At 70.4% G+C, this 13,008-nt stretch carries 12 protein-coding genes; 2 read left to right on the top strand and 10 right to left on the bottom strand.

The window, feature by feature from the left end:
- Positions 1–17: 17 nt before the first annotated feature.
- Entirely contained in the window at positions 18–941 is a 924-nt protein-coding gene (locus G8346_RS03860) for an NAD(P)H-binding protein (protein WP_166048413.1), read from the top strand.
- Here the strand turns inward: G8346_RS03860 and G8346_RS03855 are convergent.
- The 7 genes from G8346_RS03855 to G8346_RS03825 form a co-directional block, all read right to left on the bottom strand.
- Positions 905–1,132 carry a hypothetical protein gene (locus G8346_RS03855; RefSeq protein ID WP_166048411.1) on the bottom strand — a complete coding sequence of 76 codons (228 nt, stop codon included), beginning with the start codon at positions 1,130–1,132 and terminating at the stop codon, positions 905–907. The two genes, G8346_RS03860 and G8346_RS03855, sit on opposite strands and share 37 nt — an antisense overlap.
- Before the next feature lie 12 nt (positions 1,133–1,144).
- The gene (locus G8346_RS03850) at positions 1,145–1,375 is read right to left on the bottom strand and encodes a hypothetical protein (RefSeq protein WP_166048409.1); all 231 of its coding nucleotides are present in this window, start codon (positions 1,373–1,375) and stop codon (positions 1,145–1,147) included.
- 85 nt (positions 1,376–1,460) lie between these two features.
- Positions 1,461–3,029, bottom strand: coding sequence for a cation:proton antiporter family protein (locus G8346_RS03845; RefSeq protein WP_166048407.1), 1,569 nt, complete (start codon positions 3,027–3,029; stop codon positions 1,461–1,463).
- Positions 3,030–3,031: 2 nt separating this feature from the next.
- Positions 3,032–3,811, bottom strand: a complete 780-nt coding sequence (locus tag G8346_RS03840) for an EcsC family protein (protein WP_166048405.1) — start codon at positions 3,809–3,811, stop codon at positions 3,032–3,034.
- The gene (locus G8346_RS03835) at positions 3,808–4,344 is read right to left on the bottom strand and encodes a protein tyrosine phosphatase family protein (protein WP_166048403.1); all 537 of its coding nucleotides are present in this window, start codon (positions 4,342–4,344) and stop codon (positions 3,808–3,810) included. The genes G8346_RS03840 and G8346_RS03835 overlap by 4 nt, the downstream gene beginning before the upstream one ends.
- Before the next feature lie 44 nt (positions 4,345–4,388).
- Complete coding sequence (locus G8346_RS03830) at positions 4,389–4,922, bottom strand: GNAT family N-acetyltransferase (RefSeq protein WP_206202567.1); 534 nt, start codon at positions 4,920–4,922, stop codon at positions 4,389–4,391.
- A 7-nt stretch (positions 4,923–4,929) separates the two neighbouring features.
- Positions 4,930–5,214 carry a DUF1778 domain-containing protein gene (locus tag G8346_RS03825; protein WP_166048401.1) on the bottom strand — a complete coding sequence of 95 codons (285 nt, stop codon included), beginning with the start codon at positions 5,212–5,214 and terminating at the stop codon, positions 4,930–4,932.
- A gap of 123 nt (positions 5,215–5,337) precedes the next feature.
- Here G8346_RS03825 and G8346_RS03820 point away from each other — a divergent pair, with 123 nt between their 5' ends.
- The gene (locus G8346_RS03820; RefSeq protein WP_166048399.1) at positions 5,338–5,874 is read left to right on the top strand and encodes a hypothetical protein; all 537 of its coding nucleotides are present in this window, start codon (positions 5,338–5,340) and stop codon (positions 5,872–5,874) included.
- A gap of 16 nt (positions 5,875–5,890) precedes the next feature.
- On the opposite strand, the gene G8346_RS03815 is transcribed toward G8346_RS03820, so the two are convergent.
- Genes G8346_RS03815 through G8346_RS03805 form a run of 3 tightly spaced genes read right to left on the bottom strand, consistent with a single transcriptional unit; the run spans position 5,891 to position 12,988 of the window.
- Complete coding sequence (locus G8346_RS03815) at positions 5,891–6,415, bottom strand: chemotaxis protein CheW (protein ID WP_166048397.1); 525 nt, start codon at positions 6,413–6,415, stop codon at positions 5,891–5,893.
- The gene (locus G8346_RS03810; RefSeq protein WP_166048395.1) at positions 6,408–11,741 is read right to left on the bottom strand and encodes an Hpt domain-containing protein; all 5,334 of its coding nucleotides are present in this window, start codon (positions 11,739–11,741) and stop codon (positions 6,408–6,410) included. Before G8346_RS03810 ends, G8346_RS03815 begins: the two co-directional genes overlap by 8 nt.
- Positions 11,738–12,988 carry a methyl-accepting chemotaxis protein gene (locus G8346_RS03805; RefSeq protein WP_370520528.1) on the bottom strand — a complete coding sequence of 417 codons (1,251 nt, stop codon included), beginning with the start codon at positions 12,986–12,988 and terminating at the stop codon, positions 11,738–11,740. The genes G8346_RS03810 and G8346_RS03805 overlap by 4 nt, the downstream gene beginning before the upstream one ends.
- Positions 12,989–13,008 lie beyond the last annotated feature (20 nt).

The following is a 13,008-nucleotide window of genomic DNA, read 5'->3' as shown; positions in this document are numbered from 1 at the left end:
GTCCTAGTCTCTAGCTCATGCCTCCCTCCTGCACCACCGTGTTCGGCGGCACCGGCTTTCTTGGCAGTCGCATCGTGCGCTGCCTCGCCGAGGCCGGCGGGCACGTGCGCATCGCGGCGCGCCACCCGGAGTGCCCGCACTGGGCCATGCCCGGGCATGAAATCGAGCTGGTCGCCGCCGACATCACCGACCCGGGGACCTTCGCGCGTGCCTTGCGCGGCGCCGACGCGGTGGTGAACGCGGTCAGCCTGTACGTGGAGAAGCGCGGCGGGCCGAGTTTCCAGGACGTGCACGTGCGCGGCGCCGCCGACCTGGCGCAGCATGCCGGGACCCAGCGCGTCCGCCGCTTCCTGCACGTCTCGGGCCTCGGCGTGCACCCGGAATCGCCCTCGTCCTTCGTGCGTGCCGGCTGGCGCGGCGAGGAACTGGTGCGCTCAGCCTTCCGCGGGGCCGCGATCCTGCGCCCGAGCGTGCTCTTTGGCACGGGCGACGCCCTGCTCGGCGGGCTGGAGTTCGCCACGCGCATGCCGGTGGTGCCGCTGTTCGGCAGCGGCCGCGTGCGCCTTGCGCCGGTGCTGGCCGACGACCTGGCCGAGGCCGCGGCGCACCTGCTCGGCGACGACGCGCCGCCGGCACCGGTGTACGAGTTCGGCGGCGGCGAGAACCTGAGCTATCGCGAACTGGTCGAGGGCGTGCTCGCCGCCCAAGGCCGGCGCCGGCTGCTCATGCCCATGCCCATGTTCGCGTGGCGCTTCCTCGCCACGTTGATGGGCCTGCTGCCCAACCCGCCGCTGACCTACGACCAGGTGGTGCTGATGGCGCGCGACAACGTGCCGCGCGGGGACTGGCCGGGTTTCGGGGAACTGGGCATCCAGCCGCGGGGCGTGCTGGAGTGGCTTGGGAGTCAGGCCAGTTCGAGCACCGCGCGGCGCGTCGCCTGAGGAAGGTCGGCGATCACGAACCGTTCAGTCGGGTAAAGGTAGTCTTCGCCGGATTCGTCGATGATACGCAGCTGCCCTTTGCTCTCCGCGGCAGAGTCAGGCAGAGCCACGTAGATCTTAAGACGCTCGAGCGACGCCTCGTAACCCGAGTTGTCGAGGCAGATGACCAGGCGCTTCGCTTGGGTTGTCATGTTCTAACGCTCTCACAAAAGCCGCTTGATCTTGAATTCTCGCCGGCCGATGCCCACGGCTTCGTACCAGTGAAGCTCCGCCAGCAGCGTTTCGCCATCCGGCAGCCGTACTTCAGCATAACCTTTGCGCTTGCGCCACCGTCCGTGGCCATAGCGTTTTCGCAAGCGCGCCAACTCCCTGATGCCGCGCCCGCGGGCGATCGTCTCAACCCCCAGGATGCTGCTGACGATGTCGAAATCCATCCGGGGAAGTCTTCATCCCAGCCCGCATGGCCGACACCCCGGATACGCAGAGGTTCTGGCGAGAAACGCCGGCAATCCCGAGCCCCTACCCCTCCTCCGACGGCGCCAGGTCGAGATCGATAGACCGCGCCGCATGCTGCGCCAGCCCCATGCCGGCCTGGCGCATGGTGAGGTAGGTCTGGGTCGCGCCGGCGCTCTTGAGGCGCTCGAGGTGCTCCTCGTACAGGGCATGCGACACGATGGGGCCGTCGAAGCCCTTGCGCCGCAGCGCGCGGGCGGCGAATTCCTTGGCCTCGACGCTGTCCATGGCGAGGATCACGGCCGCGACATGAGAGACGTCGAGCCCGCGCCAGAACCCCGCGTCCTCGACGTCGGCGAACAGCACGTTGCGGCCGGCTTTCTTGTGACTGTCGATCTTGTAGGGGTCGGCGTCGACGGCGACGATGCGGTCGCACGACGGGCGCAGGTGCTCGTAGGCGGCGGTGCCGGTGCGGCCCATGCCGAGGATCAGGATGCGCGCGTTGCCGAGGTCGGTGGGCAGCTCGTCGACGTGCACCTTCGAGGGCTCGAAATGTTCCAGGCGGCGCTCGAGGCGGTCGAACAGGGACGGCGCGAAGCGGTTGACCGGGGCCGCGATGACGAAGGACAGGCTCACCGCCATGGCCAGCGGGACCAGCCACTCCGGCAGCACCGCGGCAGCCACGATCAACCCGAACTCGCTGTAGGCGGCAAGGCTGGCCGAGGCCATGAAAGCGGTGCGCGCGCGCAGCCGGAACTTGACCAGGATGAAGAAGAACAGCACACCCTTGAGCGGCAGCATCAGCGCCACGGCCAGCGCAAAAGCGAGATCGCCCCAGCCCGGCAGGCCGGACATCCCGATCTGCAGGAAGAAGCCGACCAGGAACACTTCCTTCAGCGCCCAGATCGCCTCCGCCAGTTCCTTGGAACGCTGGTGGGTGGACAGCAGCAGGCCCATCACCAGCGCGCCGATCTCGGAACTCAGCCCCACGCTCTCGAAACCCATGCCGCCCAGCACGAGCGCGAACAGCATGCCCATCAGCACCAGCAGCTCGTCGTGGCCGGTGAAGTCCAGCAGCCAGTGCAGCACCGGGCGCAGGAAAGGCAGCGCCAGCAGGCCCAGCGCCCAGGGCGTCGGCGCGTGGCCGCCCCAGACGGCGAGCACCACCAGCGCGACGATGTCCTGCACGATCAGGATGCCGATGGTGGTGCGACCGTAGAAGGCGCCGATGTCGCGCTTGGCCTCGAGGATCTTGGCCGAGAACACGGTGGAGGAGAACGACAGCGCGATGCCCAGCAGCAGGGCGGTGTTCCAGTCGAGCTCGAGAAACAGCGCCAGGCCGAGGGTGAACACGGACATGCTGATGCCGAAGTGGATCAGCGCGCCGCCGAGCACCTGCGGCTGTGTGATCTGCCCCAGGCGCAGCTTCAGGCCGACGGCGAACAGCAGCATCAGCACGCCGAGGTGCGCGACGTACTTCAGGATCTCGCCGCTCTCCTCGGGCAAGCCGAGGGTGGGACCGAAGAAGTTGATGGCGAAGCCCGCGGCCAGGAACCCGACCAGCGGCGGCAGGCCGACCTGCTTGACGGCCAGCCCGAAGAAGAAGGCGAAGGTGACGCAGATGACTTCGAACATGGCTATAACTGCTCGTAAGCCGCCCGCACCGCCTCCGCCCCATGCGCGCGCTCGAGCCGGCGCACCGTGAAGTGGCCGCGCGCCATGTCCTGGTAGTGGCCGATGAACAGGGCGTTGATGGTGGCGCCGCCGAAGGCGCCGACCAGCGGCACGGATTGCGCCGCCGCCTTCTGCGACACCACCACGGAGAAGCGCGACGCCACCTGGGTGATGAGCCGCACGATGGCCGGCGCGCCCCGGGCGCCCGCCTGGTGTGCGGCGAGGTATTTCGCCGCGTCCGAGACCGCCTTGGCGAGCGCGGCGCGCGCGCCGAAGTAGCCCTTCTCGGCCGCGTCGTCGGACTTGCTCGGCCCGCCCAGCGCCAGCACCTGGATGCACTGCACCTTGGCCTCGGGCGAGCGCAGGTCCTCGCCCTCGCTGCGCGCGATATCCGCGATGGAGCGCAGCATGATGGTGGTGGACACCGGCAGCTCCAGCGCCAGCGCGCCCATGCCGAACGCGCCGCCGACCGCGCCTGAGGCCATGGCCGCCAGCTTGTGCGTCAGGTTGGACGACGCCTCGGCCTTGGGGTCCCGCAGCGTGTACAGCGCCGAGTCGAAGGCCTTGCCCACCACCGTCTCGGTGAGATCGCCCACCACCTTGGTCACCGGCTTGGGCAGCGCTATGAAGCTCTTCTCCAGCGGCGCGCCCACGGCATTGCTGACGCGCGCGACGAAGCTCGGCTTCTCGAGGATCTGCTTCGCCGCGCGCAGCTCGTCGAGGTCCTGGGGTGTGAGCGTCATGGTTGTGCACGCTCCTTCGCATCATGCGCCAGCTCGGCCCGCACCTCGTCCTCGAAGTGCGTCAGCCCGTGGGCCTTGCCGAGCGCGACCGCCGCCTCAGTGTCCATGCCGCGATAACGGGCCGCATGCAGCGCGAACATGGCGCCGACGCGGTTCCCGGTCGAGCAGTGCATCAGCGCCGGCTGCTCGCCGACCCGCTCGAGCACGGCGTCGAAAAGCCGGACATTCTCCTCCGTCAGGCTGCCCTGTTTGGCCACGGGCACCTGGAGGTAAGCGAGCCCGAGCTCGGCCACCAATGCCGCCTCGTCGTAGTCCAGGTCTTCCTCGCCCGCCGGACGGAAATTGACCACCAGCTCGATGCCGGCCTCCGCCGCCTCGCGCAGCAGCGCGGCGGTGGGCTGGCCGCCGATCACCAGCTGTTCGCTCGGGCGGATGCCTTCGTCCAGGCTCCGCCACTCATCGGCCACGGCCGGCGCGGCCGGCATCGTCCCGGCCAACAGCGCCGCCAGCAGCATCGTGCGGGTCAGTTTCATTATTCACCTCCTCCTGGGAAGCAACTTAGCGCACTCGGGCCACATCAGTCTTCGTACAGGCGCGCAATGGTACCCATTGGCAGGAACAGGGTCAGCGGCGTCGAGGGCAGGGACACAAAGTCGTAACGGCGATAGAAGGCTGCTGCCATGTCGCTCTTGGCGTGCGTGACCAGCGCGTAGATCGCCATCTGGCTCGCGACCCGCGTGAAGCATCGATGCATGGCATCCAGCAACAGCAACTCGCCGCAGCCCTGCCCGCGGTGCGCGCTGTCGACGGCCAGCCGCCCCAGCAGCGCCACCGGCACATCGGGATAACGCGGCAACCGGGCAGACTCGTCCGGTGGCAGTTCGGCGAGGCGAACGGTGTAGCTCGACAGCGTGTAATAGCCGAGGATCCGCGTGGGCTCGTCGGACGCCACGAGTACGTGGCAGACGGCAATGCGCTTGTGCTGGTCCTGCAGCGCACGCTGGTGCAGGTAATCTTCCAACGGCGCACATTCGCAACTGAAGCGACGCCGGTCGTGCTGTCGCCCGAGCATCTCCACGTTGAACCGCCGGCCGCCCGCCGCTGGCCTCATCGGCGCGTCAGTTGCCGGTCAGCGTGCGATACCGCCGGGCTGCCGCTTTCAGCCGACGGCTTGGCGCCGGCGGCTGCAGCAGGGCCGCCGCGAACGCCGCCTGGTCGCGCGGATCGCCGAGCACCAGGCTTTCATGGCGGCGGAGCGTCTCGACGGCCGCCTCACGTGCGCTCGAGATCACGAACTCGCTGAGCTTACGGCCGGAAAGTTCCGCGGCGCGCTGCATCAGCGCCTTGTCCTCTGGGCGGAGCCGGGCCTCCAGCCGCTCGCTTTTGAGCTGTACTGCTTCCATGGGTCTTTTCCTTGGCATGATCCTAAATGTACGGATAATTCCCGTACACTTCAATTGCACTCGTCGCCGCGCCACCGTGAATCGGCGGAACCACATCCGCAAGGCCGCTTTTCCCGAAGGCTGGTGCAGAAACATGACCTCGCCACGACCCGCCGTTACCCTGACGCCATGTACGACCCGAACGACAAGCGCTTCCAGCAGCGCATCCTCAACATGCTCTGGTACGGCTCGCTCGGCGGGCCGCTGGTGGCGGCGGTGATCCTGCTGGCGATCCCCTACGGGCCGATCGTGGAATGGCTGCCGCGCCAGGCGCTGTGGAACGTCTCGCTGGTGGCGCTCGCGTTCCTGCTCGCGAGCGGGCGCGCCTTCACGCGGCGACGCCTCCAGCCGGATCGCGTGGTGGCAGGGGCGAAGCCGTGGCGCGAGCTGGAGCACGGCGACGTCGAGGGCGAGGCTTTCGTGCGCGTGCAGTTCGCCAGCATGCGCACCGCGGCGTTGCTGGACGTCATTCCGCTCGTGGTGCTGGTGCTGGCCATCCTGCACGCCCAGCCGCTGCTGGCGCTGGTGGACGGCGTGCTCGCGCTGGTCGCCGCAGCGCTGGCGAAGCCGGATTTCGTGAATACGCTGCTGGCGATCGAGTCACGCCTGCGGCGCGGCTGAGGCCAGGGCGGGGTTATCAAGCCCCGTGCAGGATCTCGCTGATCTCGCGCTCGAGCCGTTCGAGATCGGGTATCACCGGCGTCTCGTTCAGCACCTTGAGCCGGCACAGCACGGGCGCATCGGCGTCCAGGCCATGGCCATGACCGTTATCGCCGTTACCGTTGCCGTTGCCGTTCCCGTTGCCGCTCGACTGGTCCAGCTCGATGACGTCGGCGCTGAGGCGCACCAGCTGCGGCAGGCCCTGGCACAGCAACGCCATGCCGCCGCGGCCGAGCTTGCCGGTCAGGCTCCTGAGGATCACGGCGCGGCTGCGGCCGCCGATCTCCGGCACCGGGTCGCCGCAGGCGGATTCGAAGGAGACCAGCGGCACCATGCGGTCGCCCCAGGCGACTTCGCCGAGCAGCCAGTCGGGCTCTTCCTCGCGCAGCTGCATGCGCCCGAGGCCGATGACCTCGGCGACGCAGGCGCGCGGCAGCAGCAGCCGCCGGCCGACCAGCGGCAGCAGCAGGCAGTGCAGCAGTTCTTCCTGTGGCTCATCCATCGTCGCTCTCCCCGCGCTCGGCCTCTTCGCCGACCAGGCTGCGGATGGCGTTCAACAGGTCGCTCTCCTGGTAGGGCTTGCCGAGGTAGTGATCGACGCCGATCTCCATGGCGCGCGCACGATGCTTCTCGCCGACACGCGAGGTGATCATGACGATCGGGATGTGCCTCAGCCGCGGGTCGTTGCGCACGTGGCTGGCCACCTCGTAGCCGTCCATGCGCGGCATCTCGATGTCCAGCAGCATGATGTCGGGCGTGTGTTCCTGCAGCAGGGCCACGGCGTCGACGCCGTCCTTGGCCGTGATCACGCGCATGCCGTTGCGCTCGAGCAGCCGTTCGGTGACGCGGCGCACGGTGATGGAGTCGTCCACCACCATGACGAAAGTGCGCTCGTCTTCCTTGGCCTTCATCGGCACCGGCGGCGGCGGCTCGGGCGCACGCACCCGGGCGCGGATCAGGGCCGCCACGTCGAGGATGAGCACGATCTTGCCGTCGCCGAGGATGGTGGCGCCGGCGACGCCGCGGATGGCGGCCAGCTGCGGGCCGAGCGGCTTCACCACGATCTCGCGCGCGCCCAGCATCTCGTCGGTGAGCAGCGCGGTGGGACGCTCGGCGGCGCGCACCAGGATGGCAGACACCGTGCCGGTCTCCGGCAGCGCCGCGGCCTCGCCGTCGACCAGCGCAGCCACGTGCTCGAAGTGGTAGTCGTGGTCGCCGTAGCGGAAGGGGATGGCGTGCGGCCCGAAGTAACGGCCCAGCTCGTTGGCCGGCACGCGCACCACGCCTTCGACTGCCGGCAGCGGCAATGCGTACCACTCGTCGCCGGCCCGGGCGACCAGCGCCTGGGTGATGGCGCGGGTGAACGGCAGGCGGATCTCGAAAGTCACGCCCTCGCCCGGGCGGTTGCGCACTTCCAGCGCACCGCCGAGCTGGCGCACCTCGCTCGCCACCACGTCGGTGCCGACGCCGCGGCCGGCGCCCTGGCTGAGTTGCTGCGCCGTGCTGAAGCCGGGGCGCAGGATCAGCGCCGCGGCCGCCTCGTTGTTCAGCTTGTCGTCGCGCCCGACCAGGCCCAGCGCCTGGCCCTTGCGGCGGATGGCCTCGAGGTCCAGGCCCGCGCCGTCGTCGCTCACTTCGACCACGACCTCGGCGCCCTCGCGGCCCACGCTGACGGTGACGCGGCCGGTCTCCGGCTTGCCCACCGCGGCGCGGCGCTCCGGCGACTCGATGCCGTGGATGATGGCGTTGCGCAGCAGGTGCTCGATGGGGCCGAGCATGCGATCCATGATCTGGCGGTCCAGCTCGGCGGTGCCGCCGACCACCTGCAGCTCGGCGCGCCGGCCGAACTCCGAGGCGGACTGGCGCACCAGCCGCGACAGGCGCTGGGCGTGGCGGTTGAAGGGCACCAGGCGCGTGCGCATGAGCCCGTCCTGCAGTTCGCTGACCGCGCGCGACTGCTGCACGATGAGGTTCTCGGCCTCGCGGATGCGCTCGCTGATGAGCTGCTGGATGCTGGCCACGTCGCTGGCGGTCTCGGCCAGGGCCCGCGACAGCTGCTGGATGGTGGAATAGCGGTCCAGCTCCAGCGGGTCGAAGTCGCCGCGCGGATCCACCTCGCCCTGGTGGCGGTGCAGGATCTGCGTCTCGGTCTCGATTTCCATCTTGCGCAGCTGGTCGCGCAGGCGCACGAAGGTCGCGTTCAGCTCCTCGAGGTTGAACTGCACCGAGCCGAGCTGCTCTTCCAGGCGGCTGCGGTAGATGCCCACCTCGCCGGCGTTGTCGAGCAGCTTCTCCAGCAGGGCCGCGTCCACGCGCGCCAGCTCCTGGCGCGGCAGGGCGGCCGCCGGCGTCGGCGCGGGGACCGGCCGGGGCAGCGGCTCCGGCATGGGCATCGGCTCGGGTTCCGGCTCCGGCTCTGGCACCGGTTCCGGCTCGGGCTCGGGCTCGGGCTCGGGTTCCGGCTCGGGCGGCGTTGTCTCGATCGGCTCGACGAAAGTGGCGGTGTCTTCGAAAGTCTCTTCTTCCTCCGGCTCCGGCTCCGGCTCGGGCGCAGGCGGCGCCTCGAGCTGGGCCAGCAGCCCCGGCGGAATCTCCGGCATGCGGCCCTGCGCGGCAACGTCGCGCATGCCGTGCAGCGCATCGAGGCAGCGCTGCACCACGTCGGCGAGGCCGGGCGCAACCTGGCGCCGGCCCTCGGCGAGGCCCTCGAACAGGTTTTCCAGCGCGTGACTGAAGTCGCCGATGGTGCTCACGCCGGCCAGGCGCGCGCTGCCCTTGATGGTGTGCAGGTGCCGCTGCAAGGCGCGCAGTGGTTCGCCGCCCTCGGGACTGGCGCGCCACGCCGCCATCGCGTCCTGCGCTTCCTCGAGGATTTCTGCGGCTTCCTCGACGAAGATGCCGAGGATCTCGAAGTCGAACTCCGGCTGCTCGAGGACCGTGTCCACGGCGCCCGCCTCGGCGCGCAGCTCGTAGTCCTGGTGCAGGGCGCGGATGTCGTCCGCCAGCGCGGTGTCCGGCGCGCCGGGGCCATGCCCCTCCTCCAGCGCCCGCACCACCCGCGCGATGGCGTCCACGGACCGGCCCACCAGTTTCAGGCCGGCCGGCGGCAGGCCGACGTGGTCGTCGTACAGCTGCCGCAGGTAATCGTTCAGCGGGCGCGCGATTTCCACCACCGCCGCGACGTCGGCCATGTTGGCGCTGCCCGCCAGCGTGTGGCAGGCGCGATGCGCAGACTCGGTGACGGCGTAAGGCGGCGTGCGCATGCCGCAGTCGTGAATGAAGGTGCGCAGGTCGGCGAGGTGCCCGTTCGCCTCGCGCGTGAAGATGTCCCGCAGCACGGGGTCCATCTCGGGTTCCGGCTCCGGCTCCGGCTCCGGCTCCGGCTCGGGCTCGGGCTCGGGCGCCGGCGCCGATTCCGGCACGGCTTCAGGCTCAGGCTCCGGCTCGGGCTCGGCTGCAACCTGCTCGCCGCGGCCGGCGGCAAACGCCTCGGCGCGGGCCATCAGTCTCTCGATATCCGCCGTGGGCACGCGGCCCGTCTCGATCTGCTCGACCAGGCCCGGCACCTGGGCCACCGCCTCGCCGAGGAACTGCACCAGGGCGTCGCTGCGCGTGATGCGCCCCTCGATCAGCGCGTTGAGCATCTGCTCGACGCTCCAGGCGTATTCGCCGATACGGCGTGCGCCGACCATGCGGCCGCTGCCCTTCAGGGTGTGGAAGGCGCGCCGCAGCGTGCCGAGCGCATCGACGTCTTCGTTGCCGGCCCATTGCGTGTACGAGGCGCGGGCGGTCGCCTCGAGTTCCTTCGCCTCCTCGATGAACAGCTCGATGAGCTCGGTATCCGGCTCCTCGGCGCCTTCGTAGACGGGCAGCACCGGCGCGACGGGCGGCGGCGCAGCTGCCGCTTCCAGCTCGGGTTCGGGCTCGGCTTCGGGTTCCGGCTCGGCTTCGGCTTCGGCTTCGGCTTCGGGCTCGTACTCGGGTTGCGGTTCGGGCGCGTATTCGGGTTCGGGCTCGGGTTCCGGCTCGGGCTCGGGCTCCGGCGCGGTGATCGCCTCCGGCGCCGGCTCGAGCAGCGGCTCTTCAGGGGCGGCCGGCGCCGGGGGGGCATGCTCGCGCTCTTCCTCGCGGCCGAGCGCGGCGAGGCATTCCTCGGCATTCTCCAGCATGAACAGCGGCAGCTTGCGCCCGGCGCGGATCGTCTCCATGAAGTACTCGACGCTGACGATGGCGTCGGCGAGCCGGTCCAGCGCCTGGCGCGGCATGTCTTCGCCGCCCGGGTCGACCAGGCGGCGCACGTGGCGCGTGATGCCTTCCATCACCGCCACCGCGCGCGGCTGCTCCAGCATCAGCAGCGCCGCGGTCACGCCCTGGAGCAAGCCCGGCACGGCGTCCACGACCTGGGGATCCACCGGCCCGGCAAGGCGTTCGTTGATGGCGTCGCGCACGCGCGCCATGTTGACCAGGCACTCGCGCAGCAGCGCCTCCGTCACCTGGCGCATGGGATCGGGCTGGTCCTCCTCCGGCGTCTCGCCAGGCGCGGCGCCGGCGGGCCGCGGCTCGTCCAGCACCAGCCCGACCAGCTGCTCGTCCAGGCGGTCCTCGACCCGCAGCAGGTTGGCGGCGACCGCGAGCAGCTCGTCCTCGGTCTGCGCCCGGTCCTTGTCCAGCAGCCCGCGCAGGCGCTGCGCTTCCCGCTGCACCTGCTCGCGGATCTCGCCCAGGCCGAGCACGCCGAGGGTGTCGCCGATCTTGCCCAGCATGCCGAACTGGTTGTCCAGCACCTCGGTGGGAATGCTGCCGGTGCGCGCATGCAGGTCGAGCGCGTCCTTGACCTTGGCGAGGTCTTCGCGGATGGCGTCGGCCACGGTGTGCATCAGCTGCACGCTGGGACCGCCGAGGCTGTCGCGCGCATGCGCCACGTCGGACTGGTCCGGCAGCAGGTCGCCCAGGCTGAAGGTGTCGCGGATGGCGCTGACGCGGGTGCCGCGCGTGGTCGAGCGGGCGACGTAGAACAGCAGGCTGTTGAGCAGCTCCACCGGCGGCGCCGCGGCGACCGCGGCCTCGCCCTCCTCGATCATGCGCCGCACCTGGCGGTCCACCTGGCCGAGCAGGCGCTTCAGCGAGGCGCTGGCCGGGAGCCCGCCCTGGCGCAGCGCTTCCACCACGCCGCTCAGCACCCACCACAGCTGGTACACGGCGGGCTCGGCGGCGGCGCGCTCCAGCGACGCGGCCACGTCGGCGATCACGGCGAGGCTGCTGTCGGGACGCTCGCCGCGAATCCAGGACAGCAGTGCGGCCTGGTAACGCGGGCGCAGCTGGCGCGCCAGCGCGACGATGTTCTCGCCCGACGGCGACGGGCGCACGCGCCCCGGCGCCAGCTGGCTCTCGCTCGGCAGGTTGAGCAGCAGCAGCGTGTTCTCGGACAGCAGCGCCGAGCCGCGCGCGGCGCGCAGGTCGTTCAAGAGCGGCAGCAGCACCAGCGGGATGTCGCGACCGCCGCTGACCACCCGCTCGAGATAAGGCGGCAGCTGCACGATGGCGCGCGAGAGCGCCTCCATGGCCTCCTCGTGCTGGTGCCCGACCCCGGCGCTGCGCTGCAGGTGCAACGCCAGCTGCTCCATCTCCTCGGCCAGCAGCGAGGCGCCGTAGACCTCGGCGATGCGCAGCGCACCGTGCGCCTGGTGCAGCAGCGCGGCGCAGTGCGCCATGAGCTCGCGTTGCTCGGGGTGCTCGGCGAACTCCTCCAGCGCGATGCGCGCCTCGTTCATCACCGTGGTGACCTCGCCGGTCACCCAGAGCAGTTGTGGGGAAGCCCTGGAACTCACTTCTGCGGCGTCTCCGGCAGCCTGAAGCCGGCCGCGGAATTACGCAGCTGGGTGGCGAGGTCGGCGAGCTTGCTGATGGACTGCGAGGTGGCGCCGGTGGCGTCGGCCGTCTGCTCGCTGATCTCGCGCAGCACGTTCATGTTGCGCGTGATGTCGGTGGCTGCAGTGGCCTGGTCGCGCGCCGAGCGCGAGATGTTCTGCACCAGCGTGGCGATCTGGTTGGACACGCTCTCGATCTCGTCCAGCGCCGCGCCGGCGTTCTCCGCCAGCAGCGCGCCGCCCACCACGTCGGTGGTGCTGCGCTCCATGGAGGTCACGGCCTCGTTGGTGTCCGACTGGATGGTCTTCACCAGCACCTCGATCTGGCGCGTGGCGTTGGCGGCGCGCTCGGAGAGGCGCTGCACTTCGTCCGCCACCACGGCGAAGCCGCGCCCGGACTCCCCGGCCATGGAGGCCTGGATGGAGGCGTTCAGGGCGAGGATGTTGGTCTGCTCGGCGATGTCGTTGATGAGCTCGACGATGTTGCCGATCTCCTGGCTGCTCTCGCCGAGGCGCTTGATGCGCTTGGAGGTGTCCTGGATGGTCTCGCGGATGGCGTTCATGCCCTGGATGGTGCGCCGCACGGCGGCGCCGCCCTTGTGCGCCACGTCCACCGAGTGGCGCGCCACGTCGGCGGCGCGCTCGGCGTCGCCGGACACGGCCTCGATGGAAGCCGCCATGCGGGCGATGGACTCGGTGGCGTCGCTGGCCTGGCGCAGCTGGGTGTCGCTGGCTTCCGACATGTGCGTGGCCGTGGCCTGGGCCTGGCGCGCCGCGGCGTCGACCTTGATGGCGCTCTGGTTGATGGTCTCCACCAGCTCGCGCAGGGCCTCGATGGCGTAGTTGATGGAATCGGCGATGGCGCCGGTGATGTCTTCGGTGACCGAGGCCTGCACCGTGAGGTCGCCGTCGGCCAGCGTGCCGAGCTCGTCCAGCAGCCGCAGGATGGCGGCCTGGTTGCGCTCGTTCTGGCGCGCCTGCTCCGCCGAGCGGCGCCGCACTTCCTCGCCGCGGAACAGCGCCGCGACCAGCCCCAGCGACAGCAGCAGCGCGCCCAGCGCCAGCCACAGCGGCGCCGCCGCGCCCGAGCCGAGCGTGGCGTCCGGCGGCAGGCCGCGCCAGATCATCACCGCCGCGGCCAGCACGACCGCGACCAGCACCAGGCCCAGGATCGGCAACAGGGCCATGCCCCGCGAATGCTGTCTCATGCTTTTTTCCATACTGGAAG

Origin of the sequence: Thioalkalivibrio sp. XN279, assembly GCF_011089885.1 — a bacterium.
GTDB lineage: Bacteria > Pseudomonadota > Gammaproteobacteria > Steroidobacterales > XN24 > XN24.
The sequence above is the reverse complement of the archived record's forward strand: the minus strand, read 5'-3'. Positions and strand labels throughout refer to the sequence as shown.